Source organism: Microbacterium testaceum StLB037 (assembly GCF_900104345.1).
GTDB classification, from domain to species: domain Bacteria; phylum Actinomycetota; class Actinomycetes; order Actinomycetales; family Microbacteriaceae; genus Microbacterium; species Microbacterium testaceum_A.
The window spans coordinates 390,209-410,844 of the sequence record NZ_FNJN01000004.1; the positions used below are offsets into that span (position 1 = coordinate 390,209).

The 20,636-nt window shown below is 71.3% G+C and carries 19 protein-coding genes and 1 tRNA gene; 11 read left to right on the forward strand and 9 right to left on the reverse strand.

The features are described from left to right. Positions 1-9: 9 nt before the first annotated feature. The 3 genes from BLS25_RS10990 to BLS25_RS11000 form a co-directional block, all read right to left on the reverse strand. Positions 10-1,104 (reverse strand): type III polyketide synthase, encoded by a 1,095-nt coding sequence (locus tag BLS25_RS10990; RefSeq protein WP_074695661.1) that lies wholly within the window; start codon positions 1,102-1,104, stop codon positions 10-12. Between the two features lie 77 nt (positions 1,105-1,181). Next, positions 1,182-2,378 (reverse strand): glycosyltransferase, encoded by a 1,197-nt coding sequence (locus BLS25_RS10995; protein ID WP_074695663.1) that lies wholly within the window; start codon positions 2,376-2,378, stop codon positions 1,182-1,184. Between the two features lie 173 nt (positions 2,379-2,551). After that, positions 2,552-2,740, reverse strand: coding sequence for a hypothetical protein (locus tag BLS25_RS11000; protein WP_074695665.1), 189 nt, complete (start codon positions 2,738-2,740; stop codon positions 2,552-2,554). A 217-nt stretch (positions 2,741-2,957) separates the two neighbouring features. Here BLS25_RS11000 and BLS25_RS11005 point away from each other — a divergent pair, with 217 nt between their 5' ends. Next, positions 2,958-3,410, forward strand: a complete 453-nt coding sequence (locus BLS25_RS11005; RefSeq protein WP_056229651.1) for a MarR family winged helix-turn-helix transcriptional regulator — start codon at positions 2,958-2,960, stop codon at positions 3,408-3,410. Between the two features lie 37 nt (positions 3,411-3,447). On the opposite strand, the gene BLS25_RS11010 is transcribed toward BLS25_RS11005, so the two are convergent. Continuing rightward, the gene (locus tag BLS25_RS11010) at positions 3,448-3,774 is read right to left on the reverse strand and encodes a hypothetical protein (protein WP_081349782.1); all 327 of its coding nucleotides are present in this window, start codon (positions 3,772-3,774) and stop codon (positions 3,448-3,450) included. A gap of 440 nt (positions 3,775-4,214) precedes the next feature. Between BLS25_RS11010 and BLS25_RS11015 the strand changes: the two genes are divergently transcribed. Further along, positions 4,215-5,150: an AraC family transcriptional regulator gene (locus tag BLS25_RS11015; protein WP_056229644.1), complete on the forward strand. Its 936-nt coding sequence runs from the start codon at positions 4,215-4,217 to the stop codon at positions 5,148-5,150. A gap of 26 nt (positions 5,151-5,176) precedes the next feature. Here the strand turns inward: BLS25_RS11015 and BLS25_RS11020 are convergent, their stop codons facing one another. Beyond that, positions 5,177-6,670: a SulP family inorganic anion transporter gene (locus BLS25_RS11020; RefSeq protein WP_074695667.1), complete on the reverse strand. Its 1,494-nt coding sequence runs from the start codon at positions 6,668-6,670 to the stop codon at positions 5,177-5,179. A gap of 118 nt (positions 6,671-6,788) precedes the next feature. Here BLS25_RS11020 and BLS25_RS11025 point away from each other — a divergent pair, with 118 nt between their 5' ends. Beyond that, entirely contained in the window at positions 6,789-7,160 is a 372-nt protein-coding gene (locus tag BLS25_RS11025) for a MerR family transcriptional regulator (protein ID WP_056229636.1), read from the forward strand. Then, positions 7,157-7,732 (forward strand): GNAT family N-acetyltransferase, encoded by a 576-nt coding sequence (locus tag BLS25_RS11030; protein ID WP_081349784.1) that lies wholly within the window; start codon positions 7,157-7,159, stop codon positions 7,730-7,732. Before BLS25_RS11025 ends, BLS25_RS11030 begins: the two co-directional genes overlap by 4 nt. 3 nt (positions 7,733-7,735) lie before the next feature. On the opposite strand, the gene BLS25_RS11035 is transcribed toward BLS25_RS11030, so the two are convergent. Further along, a complete protein-coding gene (locus tag BLS25_RS11035) occupies positions 7,736-8,479 on the reverse strand; it encodes a FadR/GntR family transcriptional regulator (RefSeq protein WP_056229632.1) in 744 nt (247 codons plus the stop codon). A 78-nt stretch (positions 8,480-8,557) separates the two neighbouring features. Between BLS25_RS11035 and BLS25_RS11040 the strand changes: the two genes are divergently transcribed. The 4 genes from BLS25_RS11040 (at position 8,558) to BLS25_RS11055 (ending at position 12,079) form a co-directional block, all read left to right on the forward strand. Then, on the forward strand, positions 8,558-9,448 hold the full coding sequence (locus BLS25_RS11040) for a proline iminopeptidase-family hydrolase (RefSeq protein ID WP_056229628.1): 891 nt from the start codon (positions 8,558-8,560) through the stop codon (positions 9,446-9,448). A 35-nt stretch (positions 9,449-9,483) separates the two neighbouring features. After that, the gene (locus BLS25_RS11045) at positions 9,484-10,908 is read left to right on the forward strand and encodes an APC family permease (protein WP_074695669.1); all 1,425 of its coding nucleotides are present in this window, start codon (positions 9,484-9,486) and stop codon (positions 10,906-10,908) included. Next, positions 10,905-11,831, forward strand: coding sequence for an acetamidase/formamidase family protein (locus BLS25_RS11050; protein WP_056229621.1), 927 nt, complete (start codon positions 10,905-10,907; stop codon positions 11,829-11,831). The genes BLS25_RS11045 and BLS25_RS11050 overlap by 4 nt, the downstream gene beginning before the upstream one ends. A 156-nt stretch (positions 11,832-11,987) precedes the next feature. Further along, positions 11,988-12,079 (forward strand) — tRNA-Ser (locus BLS25_RS11055). Positions 12,080-12,130: 51 nt separating this feature from the next. Here the strand turns inward: BLS25_RS11055 and BLS25_RS11060 are convergent. From BLS25_RS11060 to BLS25_RS11070, 3 genes are read right to left on the reverse strand one after another with little or no spacing between them, the layout of a single operon-like run. Further along, positions 12,131-14,452, reverse strand: a complete 2,322-nt coding sequence (locus BLS25_RS11060; RefSeq protein WP_081349785.1) for a transglutaminase TgpA family protein — start codon at positions 14,450-14,452, stop codon at positions 12,131-12,133. Beyond that, positions 14,439-15,695: a DUF58 domain-containing protein gene (locus BLS25_RS11065; RefSeq protein WP_235556986.1), complete on the reverse strand. Its 1,257-nt coding sequence runs from the start codon at positions 15,693-15,695 to the stop codon at positions 14,439-14,441. The genes BLS25_RS11060 and BLS25_RS11065 overlap by 14 nt, the downstream gene beginning before the upstream one ends. Next, a complete protein-coding gene (locus tag BLS25_RS11070; protein WP_081349786.1) occupies positions 15,692-16,744 on the reverse strand; it encodes an AAA family ATPase in 1,053 nt (350 codons plus the stop codon). The genes BLS25_RS11065 and BLS25_RS11070 overlap by 4 nt, the downstream gene beginning before the upstream one ends. Positions 16,745-16,912: 168 nt before the next feature. Here BLS25_RS11070 and BLS25_RS11075 point away from each other — a divergent pair, with 168 nt between their 5' ends. From BLS25_RS11075 to BLS25_RS11085, 3 genes are all read left to right on the forward strand, one after another. Next, positions 16,913-17,845 (forward strand): ROK family protein, encoded by a 933-nt coding sequence (locus BLS25_RS11075; protein ID WP_074695671.1) that lies wholly within the window; start codon positions 16,913-16,915, stop codon positions 17,843-17,845. A gap of 88 nt (positions 17,846-17,933) precedes the next feature. Beyond that, complete coding sequence (locus BLS25_RS11080; protein WP_056229609.1) at positions 17,934-19,139, forward strand: ROK family transcriptional regulator; 1,206 nt, start codon at positions 17,934-17,936, stop codon at positions 19,137-19,139. Between the two features lie 137 nt (positions 19,140-19,276). Then, on the forward strand, positions 19,277-20,635 hold the full coding sequence (locus BLS25_RS11085; RefSeq protein ID WP_074695673.1) for an extracellular solute-binding protein: 1,359 nt from the start codon (positions 19,277-19,279) through the stop codon (positions 20,633-20,635). Position 20,636: the final 1 nt, after the last annotated feature.

A 20,636-nucleotide genomic window follows, 5' to 3' on the forward strand; every position in this document is an offset into this window, starting at 1 on the left:
ACAACCCCGTCACGCCGCCGGGCGGCGCAGCGTCAGACGTGCCGCCTCCACCGTGAGCCCCGGGCCGAACGCGAGAGCCGCGACGCGGTCTCCGTCGCCGCGCGCGGAGTCCGCGAGTAGGTCGCGCAGGATGAACAGCAGCGTCGCGCTCGACATGTTGCCGTGCTGACGCAGCACCTCCCGCGAGGGGGCCAGGGCCGTGGCATCCAGCGACAGGGCGTTCTCCACCCGGTCGAGGATGCTGCGCCCGCCGGGATGCACCGCCCACGCGTCGACCTCGTCGAGGTCGCCGATCACGTCGGCGGCGATCGCCGAGATCTCGCGGCCGATGATGCGCGGAACCTCAGGTGTCAGCGTCATCTCGAACCCCGAGTCGCCGACGGTCCACGCCATGTCCTTCTCGCCCTCGTCGGTCACGTGCGTCGCGAAACCGTCGAAGTCGAAGCCCGCCCGGGAGGGGTCTCCGGATGCCACGACCGCGGCCCCCGCCCCGTCGGCGAACACCGAGGCGGCGACGATCTGGTCGGGGTGGGACGAGGTCTGCCAGTGCAGCGAGCACAGTTCGGTGCACGAGACGAGGACGACCGCGTCGGGGTCGTCGCCGACGATGCGCGCCGCGAGGCGCAGGGCCGGGATCGCCGCCGCGCAGCCGATGAAGCCGAGGTGGTAGCGCTCGACGGTGGGGGAGAGGCCGAGATCACGGACCAGGTGATAGTCGGGTCCGGGCGCGAACATCCCGGTGCACGAGACGGTCACGACGTGTGTGATGGCATCCGGAGTCCGCCCCGACCCGGCGATCGCGGCCCGTGAGGCTTCCGCGGACAGGGGCGGAGCGGTGCGGCGGTACTCGTCGTTGCGCGCTCCGGTCGGGGGCATGAGCAGGGTGTCGCCGTCGAGGACCCCGAGCGCTCCGCCCTCACCGCCCGCGAGCTGCGGGAGCACCACGTGGCGGGTGTCGATGGCCGCCGCATCGAACGCGGCGCCCACCAGACGCTGGGCCTTGCGGTCGAATCCGGGCTGAGCGGCGAACAGGTCACGCAGGGTCGACTGGTCGACACGAGTGTCGGGCAGGGCCGTGCCGATCGAGAGGATGCGGGCGGTCATGACTCACTGTAGACACGGTTCTTCCGCTCCTCGGCGGGGATGGCGTCGTGTCGACCCGCCGTCTACAGTGGCGGGTCTCAGGCCGCGAGCATGCGCGAGACGAGCAGGCCCTCGACGGTCGTCCGGTAGTCGGCGATCATGCGTCCCCGGTCCATCCGCCCCCGGGCCGCGAGAGCGGCTGCCCGCAACGCCGGGCCGAGGGCGAGGGCGTCTCCCCACGCCTCGACGATCGCGTCGACCTCGCGCGCGGTCACGAGCCCGAACCCCTCCACCAGGCGCGCCGCGTCTCCGACGTCCGTGGTCACCGGGACGGCTCCGGATGCCGCTCCCTCGACGAGGCACAGCGGAGACGCCTCACCGAAGGCGCTGGTCAGCGCGACGACGTCGGCGATCCGGTACAGCTCCGGCATGTCCTCGCGAAGCCCGAGGGCGTGCAGGGCCACCCCGTCGTCGACACCGCTGTCGGCCAGCAGCGAGACGAACGCGGGGTTGGTGCGGGTCATACCCGACCCGCACACCACGTAGTGCGTGCTCGGCGCGGTCCGCGCGTGAGCCGCGACGGCGCGGAGGAACAGCCCCGGGTCCTTCATGGCGTCGAAGCGCGCGGCCAGCAGGACGACGGGGGCGGAGTCCGGGATGCCGAGACCCCCGCGGATCCGTCGGCGCTCGGCGCGCGTGCCGGGGCGGAAGCGACGGGTGTCGATGCCGTTGTCGATGACCCACGCCTCACCGGCGGAGACGCCGGCGCGCGCGTAGGCGCGGGAGGTGGATTCGGCGCACGAGATCGTCGCACTCACCGCGCCCGAACCCGCGGCCTCGACCAGCCACCCCAGCGCGGGGCCGGAATGGGTGGGGTCGGAGCGGTGGAGGCAGGCCGCGACGGGTCGGTCGGGCAGCAGTCCGGCGCGCTCGAGCGCGACCACGAGGCTCAACGGCTGTTCCTTGAGCGAGAGGATGACGTCGGCCTCGTCGAACAGTCGAGCGGCGTGCTCCAGTTCGACCCGCGAGAACTCCTCGGGAGTCAGCGGTCGATCGCCCGCGACACGATCGAAGGTGTCGATCCGAACACCGCGGTCCTGCAGGCGGCGGAATCGGGTGTCGTCGCGGGCGAACTGGAGAGAAGCATCGCGGCGTGCGGCCGAGGTGAGCGACAGCACGCGATGCTCTTGCGATCCGTCGGAGGCGAGGCCCGCCACGACGTCGGAATGCAGGATCCTCGCCCCTCCAGCGAAGAAGCCTTCGTAGAGCGAGAGCACGCGCACGGGTCGGGTCATCGGGGTCGCTTTCCAGCCGGGATCCACCACCGCGGATGCGGTCGTCCCATGCTGAGGCCTCGACCCCGTGCGGTGGGTTACACGGCAGAGACCATCGTGTGAACGCCCGGACACGAGCCGACGCGCCGACTTCCGGGGGAAGAAGCCGACGCGCCGGGTGAAGGGGTGGGTGATTAGGTGCGGGGCGCGACGACCATCGGTTCGCCGGCCGGGGCCGTGCGCGACCAGGGCCACCGCTTCGCCGAGCGCGGCGCGGGTGTCTCCTCGATCGAGCGCGGGCCGATGCCGTTGCCCATGGCGGCCGTCATGGCGATGCTCCACACCGAGCCCGTCTGTCGTTCGCTCTGCTGTCCGTAGATCATGGTGTTCTCCTCATTCCCGTCTCCCGACGGGGTCCGGCCGTCTCCCGACGGCTCTTCCTCCGTCATAGACCGCGGTGGCGGGGGCCGAGACCGGCTTGACAGGCGTCACCGGGTGCGCTTGGCCCCCGGTTCACCCCGGTGGGGGCCCGTGGAACACGCGGGGGCGCTCCGTGCAAGCTACGCGCGCGCTGGGGCGGAGTGGGTACGATCATGCGTCGTGCACTCGTCCCCCGATACTTCGCTTCCCCCCTCGCCGGGGTCGGAGCTCGGTCGCGCCCTTCTCTCTTATGGAGAAGCGCGTCGCGTCGCCGCCGCGGAGGCCCGTCGTGAGCTGTCTCTGAACGAGCTCGACGCGCGCGCCCTGCTTTTCGTCGCGGAGAACCCCGGAGCCCGGCCCACGCACGTCCGCGACCATCTCGGCATCACGTCGGCCGGCGTGACCACGCTCATCGACCGGCTCGTGCAGCGCGGAGCCGTGCGCCGCGACCTCGACGCCGAGGACCGTCGCGTCAACCACATCACCGCGATCGTCGATCTCGACACTCCGCCGTGGTCGCAGCTGCGCGCGTTCGACGCGGCCGTCGAAGAGGCGATCTCCGAACTCGATCCCGAAGAGGCTCGACGCGTCGCGCGGTTGCTCACGCACATCACGGCGCACGCCGGCAGCTGAGACCCCGAGGCGGTACCGGCCGCGGCGTGAAGAGCGCTCAGATGTTCGCGAGGAACGCTTCCGAACGAGCCTGCAAGAACGAGCAGAGGGCCGAGAGCGTCGCCAGCTCGCCGGCGAGCGCCATCACACGGCCGGCGGGAAGCGGCGCGGCGTCTTCGCGGGGCTCGAAGGTGACGGCCCATTCCGTGGAGTGGGCCTCGGGGCCGGGGGCGACGAAGAACGTCGTCGACACGCTCTTCAGCTGGGCGGCGATGAGTCCGGCATCCGCGCCGTCCTCGCTGTCCTGAGGGATGACGCGCAGAATGCCGGCATCGTCGTAGCCGAGGGCCCGGAAGTCGTCGACCCACTCCTGCAGCGTGCTCATCGTCCGAAACGGCATGGGCGGGGTCCCTTCGACAGCCGGACGCCGGATGGCGGCCCCTCCCATTATGGGGCGCTGACCCGAGCCTCGGAGCGGGGTCACGAGCTCCGCCCCGAGGCGCCGGACGACCACCCGCCGGGGAACGAGGAGCGGTCGGTGCACGGCACGCGTGCCGCGGGGGAATGCTCGCCCGCGTCCGTGATCGCGGTCAATGTGGACGCCGTCCATTTTTCGTATTGAGGATGTCGATTCGCGCCTCGGGGCCGAATGCGCCGAATTGCGCATTGTTTTTCCTATGAGCGATAGCGTGGAATGCGGATGGGGGGCATCCACGACGCCGCAGTCTCCGGAAGCTGTACTGCGTGAGAGCGTTCCCATAGTGGCCCCCGCCACTGGGCGCAATGGTCTTGCCGCACATCCTCGGACTATTTAGGAAACAAGGCGTGGAGCACACCAACATCGAAACCCGCGACGCCGAGACGGTGGAGCACCTCTGGCAGACCGTGGTTCCCGGAGCGCGCATTTCGCGCGCCGAGGTGATCCAGCCGGCGCTCGCCTGGCACGCGGCATCCGAGCCCGGTTTCGCTTTCTGCGACTACACGATCGGGTCGACGATGCTCGTCGAGTCCGACCCGCTCGATCAGGTCGTGGTGGGGCGCATCGCCGGCCCGCGGGTGTCGGGCACGTACCGCCGCGAACGGATCGACACGGCCGTGCCGTTCATGGTGGTGGATCGCCCTCTCGAGATCGCGTTCACGGGTCGTATCGCGGGCACGGCCGTCTCGTTCGCGCGGACCGAGTTCGACGAGGCCGCGCGCCGCATGTCCGGCGATGACACCCTGAGGGTCCGGCCCACCGGTTACGCGCCGGTGAGCGAGCAGCGTCTGCGGTACTGGTCGCGCACCTGGGAGTACGCGCGCGACATCCTGCTGCGCTCGCCCGAGCGCACCCCGATCATCGAGCAGCAGGCGCGCACCCTGCTTCTGGAGGCGTCCCTGCTGGCGTTCCCCACGACCTTCACCGAGGCGCTGGCCGCGGGCCGCCCGTCGCGCCCCCTGCCCGCGCCGGTGCGCCGGGCCAAGGCGTACGTCGAGGCCCACGCGGCCGAGCCGGTCGTGCTGTCGGACATCGCCCAGGCGGCGCGCTTGTCTCCGCGTGGTCTGCAGTACGCCTTCCGCGCGGCCACCGGCCGTACGCCGATGCAGTACCTGCGCCGCGTCCGGCTCGATGCCGCGCGTGCTGAGCTGCGCAGCGCGGATCCCTCCGTCGAGACGGTGGCAGCGATCGCCGCGCGCTGGGGGTTCTCGAACCTGGGACGCTTCGCCGCGATGTACCGCGGAGAGTTCGGCGAGACGCCGTCGACCACGCTGAGGTCGTAGAGCCGAGAGCCCGGGCTGCTCCCACGTCAGTGCCCGGCGCCGAGCCCTCCGCTCAGGCGCGCGTGCAACCGGGCGGCGGTGGCGTTCATGCCCGCGATCTCGACCGTCGTGCCGAGGTGGGCGTACTTCGTCTGCACCGCGTCGAGAGCGGCGACCGTCGAGGCATCCCACACGTGCGAGCGCGAGAGGTCGATGACCACGTGTCGCGGGTCGTCGTGGTACGCGAACTTCGTCGTCAGGTCGTTGCTCGAGGCGAAGAACAGCTCGCCCTCCACGGTGTAGCGGGCGGTGTCGCCCTCCACCTCGCGCGTCACGGAGGTGACGCTGGCGACCCGGCGGGCGAACAGGACGGCGGCGGCGACCACGCCCACTCCCACGCCGATCGCGAGGTTGTGCGTCCACACCGTGATCGCGACCGTGAGGATCATCACGATCGTCTCGCTCAGCGGCATCCGACGAAGAGTCGAGGGGCGGATGCTGTGCCAGTCGAAGGTCGCGATCGACACCACGATCATCACGGCCACCAGCACCGCCATCGGGATGACGGCGACGACATCGCCGAAGGCGAGCACGAGCACGAGCAGGAAGACGCCGGCCAGGAAGGTCGAGATACGGGTGCGCGCCCCCGACGCCTTCACGTTGATCATCGTCTGGCCGATCATCGCGCAGCCGCCCATTCCACCGAACAGACCCGACAGCACGTTCGCGGCGCCCTGTCCGAGCGACTCGCGCGTCTTCGACGAGGGGGTGTCGGTGATGTCGTCCACGAGGGCGGCGGTCATGAGCGATTCGAGCAGGCCGACGATCGCCATGGCGACGGCGAAGGGCAGGATGATGGCGAGCGTCTCGCCGGTCAGCGGGACATTCGGCATCAGAAGGGCGGGCAGGCTCTCGGGCAGCGCGCCCTGGTCGCCGACCGTGGGGACCGAGATGCCGAAGACGACCGCGGCGCCGGTCAGCAGCACGATCGCCACGAGCGGGGCGGGAACGACTTTGGTGACGCGCGGCAGGAGGTACATGATCGCGAGGCCCGCCGCGGCGATCGGGTAGACGGCCCACGGCACGCCGATCAGCTGCGGCACCTGCGCCGTGAAGATGAGGATCGCGAGCGCGTTGACGAAGCCCACCATGACGCTGCGCGGAATGAAGCGCATGAGCTTGGCCACCCCGAGCAGGCCGAGGATCACCTGCAGGATGCCGCCGAGGATCACCGTCGCGAGCAGGTAGTCGACCCCGTGCTCGCGGGCGACGGGGGCGATGACGAGAGCGATCGCGCCGGTCGCGGCCGAGATCATCGCGGGGCGTCCGCCGAGGAACGCGATGGCGACCGCCATGACGAAGGACGAGAACAGGCCGAGGCGTGGGTCGACGCCGGCGATGATCGAGAACGCGATCGCCTCGGGGATGAGGGCGATGGCGACGACGAGGCCGGCGAGCACCTCGCGGGTCAGCAGGCGGGGGGAGCGAAGGGCCTGCAGGACGGTGGGCTCGGTGCGCGGGCGCGCGATGGCAGAGGTCATGGAGAGTCTCCAGGAGGTAGGGGAGGGGACCCGCGTCGGCGCGGGGAAGAATAGGGGGGTCGCGATCGCGACGAAGGAGACTCTACCGTAACGAGAGGGTTGCGGGATCGGGGATGCGATGACCGAGGTGCGACCGATGCAGATCGGCGAGCTCGCCGAGCGGACGGGGCTGTCGATCCGCACGCTCCGTCACTACGACGAGATCGGTCTGCTGCGTCCCTCGGCTCGAACCGAAGGCGGCTTCCGTCTCTACACGGCCGACGACGAGTCGCGACTGCTCCTCATCCGGCGCATGAAGCCGCTCGGCTACTCCCTCGAGCAGATGGGTGAGCTGCTGGCCGTGGTCGACGGTCTCGAGGCCGACCCCTCCGACGACGCACTCCGCGCGCAGCTCGCCGACATCCGCGACGAAGCGCACCGGCGGCGAGAAGACCTCCGCCGCAAGGTCGCCGCGGCCGACGAGTTCATCGCCCAGTTGGAGGCACGGTGACCGCGCGCGAGATCACGCTCGAGGGTCACGGCATCCGGATGTCTCCTGCTCGAGCCGCCGACGCGGCCGAGGCCTGGCCGCTGACCGACGCCGAGCTGTGGAGTCGCATGACCACGCCCTGGGCGGACTCGGTCGAGGCCTACGCCGCGCGCGTCGAGCAGCACAACGCGACCCCGGGTCTGTACGCCTTCACGGTGCGGGATGCCGAGACCGGCCAGGTCCGCGGCGCCACGACGTTCTACGAGTACGTGCCCGCGCAGGGGCGGGTCGAGATCGGCACGACCTGGTATGGCCGGTCTTTCCAGGGCGGTCGCACCAACCCCGCCGCGAAGCTGCTGCTGCTCGCGCACGCGTTCGAGGGGTGGGGGGTCAATCGCGTGGCGCTGCGCTGCGACGCGCGCAACGAGCGCAGTGCTCGCGCCATCGAGCGCCTCGGCGCGACGCGCGAGGGGCGCCTGCGACAGCACCGCATCGCCCCCGACGGGAGCGTCTCGGACACGCTGTACTTCTCGATCCTGCGCGACGAATGGCCCGCCGTGCGCGCGGGTCTCGAGGAGCGCCTGCGCGGCTGAGGCTCAGCCGGTCGCGGCCTCGGCCGCACGGCGGCGGGCGAACTCCCGCGCCTCGGTGAACAGCTCGAGGTCGATTTGCACGTGTCGGCGGGCGAGCTCGGCGGCCTCGTCGGGGGTGGCCTGCACGATCGCGTCGACGATCGCGTCATGCTCGCGCGCGGCGCGGGTCTCCATGCGGCGGTGGCTTCCGCGATCGCCCCACGGGTGGGCCGGGGCCGAGAGCGAGAGGTGCCGCTCGTGCTCGAGGAGGATGTCGCGAAGTGCGGTGTTGTGCGCGGCGTCGATGATGGCGAGGTGCAGCAGGCTGTCGGCGCGCTGCTTCGGGTCGCCCGACTCCGCGGCGTGGAAGTCGTCGAGGCGGCCCCGCATCGCGGTGATGTCGGCGTCGGTGCGCCGCTCGGCGGCCAGGCGCGCGAGCGAGGAGTGCAGCATCGAGCTCGCGGTGCACGCGTCGACGAGGTCGCTCCAGCGCTCCTCGAACCACCGGTCGACACCGACCACGATCGAGGCGGGCCAGTCCTGGGCGACGAAGGTGCCCCCGCCCCGGCCGCGACGGCGCTCGATCAGGCCCCGGGTCGACAGGTCGTCGAGGGCCGCGCGCACCGTCGTCCGCCCGACGCCCAGGAGGGGCGAGAGGTCGCGCTCGGCGGGAAGACGGGTGCCCGGGAGGAACTCTCCCACCGCCACGGCGGTGATCAGTCGCTCGGTCACGCGCTCCACCAGGGAGGCGTCGTCGGTGTCGGCCATGGGCTCCCGTCGTTTCTCCCATGTTAATTCCGCAGAAAAGGTTTGCCAACGCACCTTTAAGGGGTCCACGATGACTCCATGCAACGCGAGATCACCGTCCCCTTCCGCGACGGCTACACCTGGGCCCGTCTGACCGAACCGTCCGAGCCCACCGGCGCAGCGCCCCTGTTCGTGCTGCACGGCGGCCCGGGGATGGCGCACAACTACGTCTCGAACCTCGACGCCCTCGCCGATCTGACCGGGCGCACCGTCGTGCACTACGACCAGATCGGGTGCGGCAAGAGCTCGCACCACCCCGACGCCCCGGCCTCGCAGTGGGTGCCGCAGCTCTTCGTCGACGAGTTCCACAACCTGCGCGAGGCCCTCGGCTTCGACGAGTACCACGTGCTCGGTCAGTCGTGGGGTGGCATGCTCGGCGCCGAGATCGCCGTGCGTCAGCCCGCGGGGCTGCGGAGCCTCGAGATCTGCAACTCCCCGGCATCCATGGCCCTCTGGCTCGCGGGAGCGGCGCGACTGCGCGCCGAACTCCCCGATGAGGCCCGCGAGGCCCTCGACCGGCACGAGACCGCCGGCACCCTCGACGACCCCGAGTACGCCGAGGCCACGCGCGTCTTCTACGAGCGTCACGTGTGCCGCGTCACGCCGATGCCGCAGGACTTCGTCGACAGCGAGCAGCAGATGCTCGCCGACCCCACGGTCTACTTCACGATGAACGGCCCGAACGAGTTCCACGTCGTCGGGACGGGCCGTGACTGGACGATCATCGACCGCCTGCCCCAGGTCGCCGTGCCCACCCTGGTGGTCGCGGGCGAGTTCGACGAGGCCACCCCCGAGACGTGGGAGCCCTTCGTCGCGCACATCCCCGGCGCCCGTTCGCACGTGTTCGCCGGAGCGAGCCACTGCACCCACCTCGAGATGCCCGACGCTTTCCGCGCGGTCATCGCCGACTTCCTCGCGCCCCTTCCCTGACACCCGCCCCCACCCCACCCGAACCAGGAGACCCGATGTCGCACCCCGCCCCCGAGGCCCAGCAGTCGCTGGAGTCGTTCGGCTACAAGCAGGAGCTCAAGCGCTCCATGTCCACCTTCGACCTCGTGGTCTACGGTCTCGTCTTCATGGTGCCCATCGCCCCGTGGGCGATCTTCGGCGTCGTGTTCAACGCCGCGAGCGGCATGGTTCCGCTGGTGTACCTCACCGGCGTGATCGCGATGATCTTCACCGCCCTCGCCTACGCGCAGATGTCGAAGGCGTTCCCGATCGCCGGCTCCGTGTTCTCGTACGTCGGTCGCGGCCTGCACCCCACGGTCGGCTTCTTCGCCGGCTGGGCGATCCTGCTCGACTACCTGCTCGTCCCCACGTTGCTCTACGTCTTCGCCGCCTCGTCGATGGCGGGCATCTTCCCCGACGTGCCGCAGTGGATCTGGGCCGTGGCTTTCGTCGTCATCAACACCGTCATCAACGTGCTCGGCATCGGCTCGATCAAAATCGCCAACCGCGTCATGCTCGCCATCCAGCTCGCCTTCGTGGTGATCTTCGTCGTGATCGCCATGGTCGCCCTGTCGTCCGGCACGATCCCGGGCGCCGAGTTCACGATGGCTCCGCTGTGGGATGCCGAGAAGGTCAACCCCGCGCTCATCGCCACCGCCCTCTCGATCGCAGTGCTGAGCTTCCTCGGCTTCGACGGCATCTCCACGATGGCCGAGGAGTCCACCGGTGACCGGAAGTCGGGCGGTCGCGCCATGATCATCGCCCTGCTCGTGGTCGCGGTGCTCTTCATCGCCCAGACCTGGTTCGCCAGCGCTCTCGCGAACGGCACGATCGCCTTCGGTGACGACGAGGTCAACAACGCGTTCTTCGTGCTCGTGGCCAAGGCCGCCGGCAGCGGGTGGGCGACAGCCTTCCTCGCGGTCAACGTCATCGCGGTGGGTATCGCCAACGCGGTCGCGGCCCAGGCGGCGACCTCGCGCCTGCTCTACTCGATGAGCCGCGACCGGCGCCTGCCCGCCTTCCTCTCGAAGGTCACCTCGCGCCAGGTGCCGATGGCGGCGATCCTGCTGGTGAGCGCGATCTCGCTCGTGCTGGTGCTGTTCTTCGTCGGCCAGATCGCCGTCATCTCGTCGCTGGTGAACTTCGGCGCCCTGCTCGGCTTCATGCTGCTGCACGTGTCGGTCGCGGCGTACTACCTCGGCAAGAAGAAGTCGAAGAACTACCTGCTGCACCTCGTGGTGCCCCTGGTCGGATTCCTGATCATCGGATACGTGCTGCTCAACGCCGACATGACCGCCAAGATCGGCGGCATCCTGTGGCTGGTCGTCGGTGGGATCGTCTACCTGATCTTCGCCCGCACGAACGGCGGGGCCCCCGGCCCGGTGCCCGAGCACGCGACGGCGACCGCCGGCGAGGGCGGCGGAGAGGTGGCCTCCCGATGACCGAGGAGCACTGGCTCGGCAAGGAGCACGGTCGCCCGGGTTACGACGCGTCTGTGCCCCCGGCGCTGCGCATTCGGCCCGGCACCGGCGAGAGGATCGCGTTCGAGACCGACGACGCGGTGTACGCCGAGCTGCACGAGCACGGCGACCTCGGGGCGCTGAAGGCCCCCATCAACCCGGTGACGGGTCCCGTGTACGTCGAGGGGGCGAAGCCCGGCGACGCCCTCACGGTGCACGTGCACGAGATCCGCCTGGGGGACTACGGGTGGTCGCAGAGCCTCCCCGGCGCCGGGGCGCTGCAGCACCGCATGCCGGATCACGTCGTCAGCCGGCGCATCCCGATCGACGCCGAGGGCGTGCACCTCACCGACCGGCACGTGGTGCCCGCCCGCCCGATGATCGGGTGCATCGGCACAGCGCCCGTCACCGGGGCGAACTCGACGGTCATGCCGACGACCGCTCTCGGCGGCAACATGGACCTCACCGACGTCGCCCCGGGTGCCACCGTCTACCTGCCCGTCGAGGTCGAGGGAGCCCTCCTCTCGATCGGCGACATCCACGCCGTGATGGCCCGAGGCGAGTCGTCGTTCGTCGCGATCGAAGCGGCGGGGGTCGCCGTGGTCTCGATCGATCTGATCCCGGATGCCGCTTTGCGCGCGCCCCGCGTCGAGACCGACGAGGAGTGGGTCTTCGTCGGCCTGGGCGACCCGGTGCAGGAGAGCGTCCGGCGCGGCTACGAGGACGTCTTCGACGAGCTCGTCGAGGTGCGCGGATGGGATCGGATGGACGCGTACGCGGTCATGAGCGCCCTCGTGCACAGCGAACTGGGCGGACCGACGGGCTCGGAGGTGCCCGACCCGCTGCATCCGTTCCGCGCCGTGGGAGCGGTGACGCTTCACCGCCTGCCGAAGAGCGTGCTCTGACCCGGGCCGAATCCCGCTGAGACAGCACCTCGCTGGCGAAACGTGCGCAGCCTGCAACCGGCTTGTCGGCGAGATGCAGTCTCGCGGTACCTGCGGGGATGCGGAGACCCGGCACCGATTCGAGCGGGGCCGGAGCGCCGTGTAGGATCGTCCCTTGGAAGTGTGTCCGAGCGGCCTAAGGAGCATGGCTGGAATCCATGTAGGCGGGGTAACTCGCCTCGCAGGTTCAAATCCTGTCACTTCCGCCACACGAAGAGCGTCACTCGAGAGGGTGGCGCTCTTCGCCTTTCACGCGGCGACTACCGCGACACGCTCTCGCGCTCGACCGCGCCGACGGCGCCGGGCCGCACGACGAGCGAGCGAGGGTACGCACGCGCGAGCGCCCGCCGCAGCGGCGTCGCTCTCGCGTCGAGAGCCGCGCGCACGCCCGCGACGGCGGAGACGAGGGCGGGTCCCCGAGCGGGGTCGAGGCTGTCGCCCGCGTAGCTCACCCGTTCGACCGCGTCACGCAGGAGATCGACGTCGTCGGCCGGCGCGCCCTGCTCCTCGACGAGCCGTGCCGCGAAGGCGCGCGGAGACAGAGCGGACGAGACCGGGATGCCGAGATCCACCGCGTCCTCCAGCATCGCCGTCCACGCCGCCACCGGGTCGCCCCTGCGCGCGGCGGCGAGGCGTCGACGACGCAGCACCATCCGGGCCGCGGCCGGGATCCCGGCGAGCAGCAGCAGCGCGAGGACCCCGAGGACCGGGGCGACCCACGCCGTGCTCTGACGCGCGGTCACCGAGACGCCGCCGGTGGTCTGCGCCCCGGGGTCGTTCTCAGCCGCCGTCGAGGGGGCCGTCGAGGGCTGGTCGGCCGGGGTCTCGGCATCCTGGCTCGGGGCGTTCGGGGCCGTGTTGTTACCGCCCGTCGAGCCCGAGGCGAAGTTCGTCGGAACGCCGAGGCTGTTCGTCGGCTCGAACGGCACCCACCCGATGCCCTCGAAGTACACCTCGGGCCACGAGTGCAGCTGGCTCGAGGTGACCGTGTACTCCGTGCCGCCCTGCTGGGGAAGGCTCGAGGCGGTGCCGGGGAGATATCCGATGACGATGCGCGCCGGGATGCCGAGGGTTCGCGCCATGACCGCGAAGGCCGACGCGTAGTGCACGCAGTATCCGGCGCGCACCTGCAGGAACTGCGCCACCGCGTCGAGGCCCGCCCCGTCGAATCCGGCGTCGACCGGGGCATCGAGGGAGTAGCGGAACTGACTGCTGCGGAACCAGTTCTGCAGCGTCACGAGCTTGTCGTACGGCGTCTGAGCGTTGGCGGTCACCTCGCGGGCGGTGTCGCCGATGACGGCCGGCACGTCGGCGGGAAGAGCGGTCAGAGCGGGATCGAGATCCGTGTCGCCCACCGTCTTGGAACGGATCTGCTCGAGGGTGGGGCGCGGAACGTTTGCCTGCACCTCGTAGACCTGCTCTCGCGTCGACCCCGCGCGCGTGACGACCGTGCGGTTCTGCGGCATGCCGAGCCAGTCGCCGTTGAGGCCCGTGACCGTCGAGGCCGGATAGGGCACCGGCAGCCACGGGCTGTCGAGCTGATCGACGGTGACGGTGGTCGTCCAGTCGGCGAGGGTGATGTCGCCGTCGACGCCGACCCGGTCGAACACGGCGCCGCTCGGGGGGACCGCGACGGTGTCGAAGCTGTCGGGCTGCCACACCGCGCCGTCGAAGCGCGAGAGCGTGACCGCGCGCAGGTACGGGGCCGTCGGACCCGTGGTGCGGACCGTGAGCACCTCGACGTCGCGGGGCTGGCGCAGATCGTTTCCGAGTTCGAGGTTGGGGTTGATGGTGGTTCCCAGCCCGCCCGTGCCGCCGCTGGCGAACCGCAGGCCCGGTTGGGGCAGCAGGGGAGTGGCCACCACGGCGACGATCACGGCCACCGCCGCAACCCCCAGGGCCGTCGCCGACACCCCGAACAGGCGGCGGGGCGACGGATCGGGCGAGCGTCCGTCGCGTCGGGGCGGGGCCGCGGTTCGCGCGCGCGTGTCGATCCGCAGCAGGAACAACAGCGCCGCTGCGAGCAGCACGAAGCTCGCGATGTCGACGTCGGAGGGGATCGCGATCGTCGGGATGAGCGAGACGGCGACCAGTCCGACTCCGGCGAGCAACGGCATCCGGGCCGTCAGGACGACGTGGTCGAGCACGATCGCGAGCGCGCCGATCGCCGCGACCAGCAGGAACGCCAGGCCCTCGTCCGGGGGCACGGGGGCGACGCCGTCGCGGATCTCGGCCGAGGCCTGAGCGATCAGACCCGGAACGGAGGCGAAGGTCGAGGGAGTGGGGATCACCAGCAGGATCGCCGTCGTCCGCCCGAAGATCGCGGTGAGCAGAACGATCCAGACGACGAGCTCGGCCACGCTGGCGAGCACCGCCGGCAGGCGCGAGAGCCGCACGATCAGCCCCGCGCCGAGAGCGCCTCCGGCCACGAGGACGGCTCCCGCGACCCACGCGCCCGGGGCGATGACCGAGAAGACCGGCAGCATCGCCGCGGCGATCGCGGCGAACAGGCCGACGGTCAGCAGGGTGGCGTCGCGGCGCCGACGGGGGGAGCGCAGCACGGTGAAGTCAGCGGCCGACACGGGCGTACCCCTGTTCCATCGCGTCGTCCCACGCCAGGGCCACGTCCCCGGCCGGGAGCAGGTGCGTCGCACGCCAGCCGGCGACCTGGAGGGCGTCGAGGTCCGCGTGCTCGGCCACGACGATCAGGACGGGAAGCGCCGAGTGCAGGCCCGCCGCGCCCAGCGTCGCGCGGTCCTCGGGCGACAGGCTTCCGGTGATCACCACGACCGGACCGAGCAGGGCGGACACGGTCGCCGGCACGACGCGGTGGGAGGGGTCGTCGGCGCGGGCGCGCAGGCTCGCGAACCCGGCGGCGGCCGCTCGCGCCTCGACGTCGTCCCCGCCCTCGACGGGATCGGTGAGGAGCGTGCCGTCGCTGTCGACGACGTCGACCGTGTAGCCCTCGTGCACGAGATGGGCGATGGCCGACACGCACGCGGTCACCGCCGTCTCGAACGCGGGGTCGCTCCCGGGGGCGTGCGCGGCCTGCGACGACCACCGCGAGAGCGCACGGTCGATGACGACCGTGGCGGCGGGAGAGGATTCCTGCTCCTCCTGACGCACCATCAGGGTGTCCCGATGCGCGGTCGCCCGCCAGTGGATGCGCCGCATCGAATCGCCCGGAGCGTAGGGGCGCGCGACCAGGTTGTCGGCGCCCTGACCGAGCTGCAGCGCCGCGGTCTGTCGCGTGCCGCCGGCCTCACCCGAGGCGGAGGGCAGGGGCGCGAGATCCACGATCGCCGGGGCCACCGTCACCGCGGTCGTGCGGCCGAGGGCGAGTCGCCGACGCACCAGACCGAACGGGTCGGTCGTGGTCACCTCGAGCGGGCCGATCGAATGGATGCCGCGCGACGCACCGACCACGTCGTAGCGCACCTCGACCGTGCCGGCACCGCCGGCCAACGTGGAGGCGAGGGGAGCCGAAGCCCCCTCGGCGCGTCCGGTCAGACCCGCGGGAAGAGTGTCGCTCCACCGGCCCGGACCGGTGGGGAGGGCGCTCGAGAGGCCCGCGCGGACCACGACCGCCGCCGAGCCCCCGACCTCGGGGGTCTCGGGAGTCACGACGCGCGACACCGATCCCGTCCCGCGCGTCAGCAGCAGAGCGATCGCGGATGCCGCCAGCAGGGCGACGAGCAGGGTCGCGAAGTACAGCAACTCCGGGATGCCGGCGCGTTGCGCGATGACGAACCCCGCGACGGCGAGGAGGACCGCCCCCGTGCCCCGGAGGGTGAAGGGCCACAGGCGCTTCACGCCGGCGCTCACGGCCGCGGGGCGAGGGGGACGCGCACGCTCGTCGCGATCCGGTCCAGGGCGTCGGCGACGACCGCGGCTCCGGCGCGGCCGCCCGCGGCGGACCGGTTGGCGATCAGGCGGTGGGCGAACACCGGCGACAGCAGAGCGGTGATGTCGTCGGGGATCACGTAGGCGCGGCCGTCGAGAGCGGCGCGGACCTTCGCAGCGCGAACGAGCTGCAGGGTCGCTCGAGGGCTCGCGCCCAGGCGGATGTCGGGATGGCTGCGCGTCGCCTGCGCGAGGGCGACGACGTACTCCTCGAGCGCGGGGGCCACGTGGACCCCCCGGGCCCAGGCGATCATCGCGGTCACCTGGCGCGCGGTGACGACCGGCGTCAACCCGTCGAGGGGGTTCACCGCGTCGCGCTGACGGAGCATGAGGGCCTCGGCCGCGGCATCCGGGTATCCCATCGAGATCCGCAGGAGGAAGCGGTCGCGCTGCGCCTCGGGGAGAACGTACGTGCCCTCCATCTCGAACGGGTTCTGCGTGGCCACCACGAGGAACGGCGAGGGCAGGACGTGCGTGCGCCCGTCGACGGTGACCTGGCGTTCCTCCATGGCCTCGAGCAGCGACGACTGCGTCTTGGGGGAGGAGCGGTTGATCTCGTCGGCGATGACGATGTGGGCGAACACCGCGCCGGGGGTGAACTCGAACTGCCGCTGCACCGGATTGAACACCGACACGCCGGTGATGTCGCCGGGCAGAAGATCGGGGGTGAACTGGATGCGACGGACGTCGGCGTCGACCGTGGCGGCGAGCGCCCGGGCGAGCATCGTCTTGCCGACGCCCGGGACGTCTTCGATGAGCAGGTGCCCCTCGGCCAGCAACGCGATCAGGGCGCTGCGGACGGCCTCGGGCTTACCGTCGATCACCTTCGAGACGGATGCCAGGATCTCCCCGGTCAGGCGGGCGAAAGTCTCTGCGTCGAGAGCGGTGTCGACCCCGGGGCGGGCGGGGCCGCCGGCGGTGTCGGCGCGGCGCAGCCGCGTAGTCGCCTCGGGCGTGACCGTCTCGTCCATGGCATCCCTTGTGTCGCGGAGGCGGAGGCGCGTCGTCGCCGCCGTGACCCGATCGTAACCCGCGTCGCGGCGGCGGGGGTCGGAATACCGCGGGTGCACAGGCGGCACTCGGCGAGAGTGGAGCGCCCCTAGGATCGGGGAGCGTTGGTCCACCCGAGGAGCCCGCGCATGTCGCACACCACCCCGTCCCTGCCCGCCGACCCCCACGTGCTCGCCGTCGACATCGGCGGAACGAAGGTCGACGCGGCCCTGGTCTCGGCCTCGGGCGAGGTGGTCCGCGCGAGCGTCACCCGACGCCCCACCGGTCGCGAGAACGACCGCGACACGATCGCCCGCCACGTGCGCGAGGCCGCCGCCGCGGCGCTGGCCGCCGTGCCCGGGGCCACGGTGACCGCGATCGGCGTCGGCAGCGCGGGCCCGGTCGACCTGCCCTCGCGGTCGGTGTCGCCCCTCAACCTGCCCCTCGCGGCGGGTCTGCCCATCGACGAGGTGCTCTCGGGACTCGTCGACGGCCCGATCCACCTCGCCCTCGACGGCACGTGCATCGCCCTCGCCGAGCACTGGCGCGGTGCCCTGGTCGGCTGCGACGACGCGATGGCGATCGTCGTGTCGACGGGAGTGGGCGGCGGCCTCGTGCTGGGCGGTCGCCCCGTCAGCGGCGCCAGCGGCAACGCGGGTCATCTGGGACAGACCTTCGTCCGCACCATCGAGGGCGACGAGGTCGTCGCGGCCACCCTCGAAGCCGTGGCCGCGGGGCCGGGCACCGTCGCCTGGGCGAAGACGCAGGGTTGGCAGGGCGAGACCGGTCTCGATCTCGCCGCCTCCCACGCGGAGGGGGACGCCGTCGCGATCGCCGCCGTGACCCGGTCGGCGACCGCGGTGGGGCAGGCCATCGCCGCGGCGGCCACCCTGTGCGATCTCGAGGCCGTCGCCATCGCCGGGGGCTTCTCGCAGGTCGCGCCCGACTACGTCGACCAGGTGCGTGCGGCCGCCCAGGCCGCCTCGCTGCACGCGTACGCGCGGCGCTGCCGCATCGTCGGCTCGGGCCTCGACGGAGACGGTCCGCTGCTCGGGGCGGCGGCGTTGGCGCTGCAGTCCTGACGGTTCCGCAGAGGGTGGCGCGCTGATGGGCGGGCGTAATCTGGACGAGAGGGCCCGCGCCGCGGACCGGCGAACGAGGGCAGGGGTCATGCGTACGGGATCCAACCTGCCCGCCGTCGGGGAGTACAACCAGGCTCTCGTGCTGGATCACATCCGCCGCTCGCCCGAGGGGCTCAGCCGGGTCGAACTGTCGGCGCGCACGGGTCTCAGCGCCCAGACGCTCAGCAACGTGACCCGTCGCCTGGCCGACGAAGGGCTGATCGTCGAGGCCGGCAAGGTCATCTCGGGTCCCGGCAAGCCCCGCACGCTGCTCAAGCTCGAGCCGCGCTCGCGGTTCGCGGTCGGGGTGCACCTCGACCCGGTGGTCGACACGGTCGTGGTGGTCGACATGGCGGGTGAGGTCATCGCGCACGACGAGATCGCCCGCCCGGCGGTGTCGACTCCCGCCGGACTGGTGGATGCCGTGGGTGCCGCTGTCGACGCGATCGTCGAGCGCGCCGGCATCCCCCGCGAGCTCGTCCTCGGGGTCGGTGTGGCCGCCCCGGGTCCCTTCGACGCGCGCGGCGGACGCCTTCTCGATCCGCCCCTGCTGCCGGAGTGGCACAACGTGAACGTGCGCGAAGACCTCGGCGCCGTCACGGGCCTGCCGGTGATCGTGGAGAAGGACGTGACGGCCGCGATGGTGGGGGAGATGTGGTTCGACCGCTCCGATGCCCTCGGGGACGCGATGTTCCTGTACTACGGCGCGGGTGTCGGTGTGGGGCTCGCGATCGCGGGTGCGCCGGTGCGCGGACGCACCGGCAACGCCGGCGGCATCGCCCACGTGATCGTCGATCCCGATGGCCCGCCCTGCGCGTGCGGCGCTCGCGGGTGCCTCGGGGTGTCGATCGAGCCGCGTGTGCTGCTGGCCGAGGCCGGGTACGCTCCCGCGGCGGCCGGCGACACGCGCCCCGACCTGGACCGGCTCGTGCGCGACGCCCGTGAGGGCGAGGAGGTGCCGGCCGCGGTGCTGCGGCGGGCGGGGGAGCGGATCGCGCGCGCGCTGGTCGTGACCAACAACCTGATCGACGTCGACGAGGTCGTCCTCGGCGGCCCCGTGTGGGAGCGCCTGGCGGGGGTGCTGGGCGATGTCGTCGCCGAGCGCGTCGCCGTCGACACGGCCTCGACCGCGACGCGCGAGATCGTCGTGCGTCGCTCGAGGGTCGGAACCGACGTCGCGGCCGTCGGGGCCGCCTGCCTCATGCTCGACGGCGCCTTCGCGGCCCGGCCGACGCGCATGATGATCGCCCTCTGAGCCCGACCCCTGGCGCGCGGAGCCGCGTGTTTCCCGATCGTTACATGGGCTGCGCCGTTCGGACTTGCCGAGTTAGTCCATTTGATTTATAAAAGGTTCTGGCGACGTGGTGTCTCCACCCGAGCAAGGGAGCTTTCATGAAGAAACTGACGATGGTGACCGGTCTTCTGACCGCCGCCGCCCTGACCGCGGCCCTGGCCGGTTGTTCCGCGGGCAGCGGAGACGCCGGCGACGCGAAGACCATCCGCGTCGCGTACCAGACCACGGCGACCTTCAACCAGATGCAGACGCTGATGGAGACCGCGAAGTCGCAGTACGAGGCCGCGCACCCCGGCATGACCGTCGAGCTCGTGCCGATCCAGGCCGAGGGCGCCGACTACTACACGAAGCTCGCGCTGATGAACAAGTCGGCCAGCACCGCCCCCGACGTCCAGTACGAAGACACCTTCAAGATCCAGTCCGACGCCGCGGCGGGGTACCTGCTGCCCCTCGACGACTACCTCGCGAAGTGGAGCGACTGGTCGCAGTTCGCCGACGGCGCCAAGCAGGCCGGCCTCGGCCCCGACGGCAAGACCTACGGCGTCTCGCTCGGAACCGACACCCGCGGCCTCTGGTACAACAAGGAGATCTTCGCCAAGGCGGGCATCTCCGTCCCGTGGCAGCCCAAGACCTGGGCCGACGTGCTCTCGGCGGCCGAGAAGGTCAAGGCGGCCGATCCCGACGTCATCCCGATGAACGTGTACTCGGGCAAGACGGCCGGTGAAGCGGCATCCATGCAGGGGCTCGAGATGCTCCTCTACGGCACCGAGGACACCCTCTACGACATCTCCTCGAAGAAGTGGGTCGTCGGCAGCCAGGGCTTCAAGGACTCGCTGAAGTTCGTCTCCGACGTCTACCAGGGCGGACTCGGGCCCTCGCTCCAGCAGGCGCTCGACCCCAACATCTTCACCAGTGTGACCGCCGACTGGCTGCCGAAGGGCAAGCTCGCGATCGCCCTCGACGGCTCGTGGCAGTCGGCCGCGTGGGTCGACGGCGGCACCGCCCCGTGGCCCGCGTGGAGCGACACGCTCGGCATCGCCGCGATGCCCACCCAGAACGGTCAGGCGCCCGGCACCACGAGCATGTCGGGCGGGTGGACGCTCGCCATCGGCAAGAACACCAAGAACGCGGACGCCGCCTGGGACTTCCTCTCCACCGCGGTGAACAAGGACAACGCCACGTCTTACGACATCAACAACAGCCAGATCGCCGTGCGCGCCGACGTCGCCCAGTCCAGCGAGTACCTCGACGCCAACCCGAGCTTCGAGACCTTCTCGAGCTTCGTCGACACCACCCACTTCCGCCCGGCGACCGAGGACTACGACAAGATCTCGAACCAGATCCAGGTCGCGATGGAAGCCGTCATGACCGGGCAGTCCAGCGTCGACGACGCCGCCGCAGCCTACGACCAGGCCGTCATCGGCATCGTCGGTCAAGACAACACCCAGCAGGGCTGAT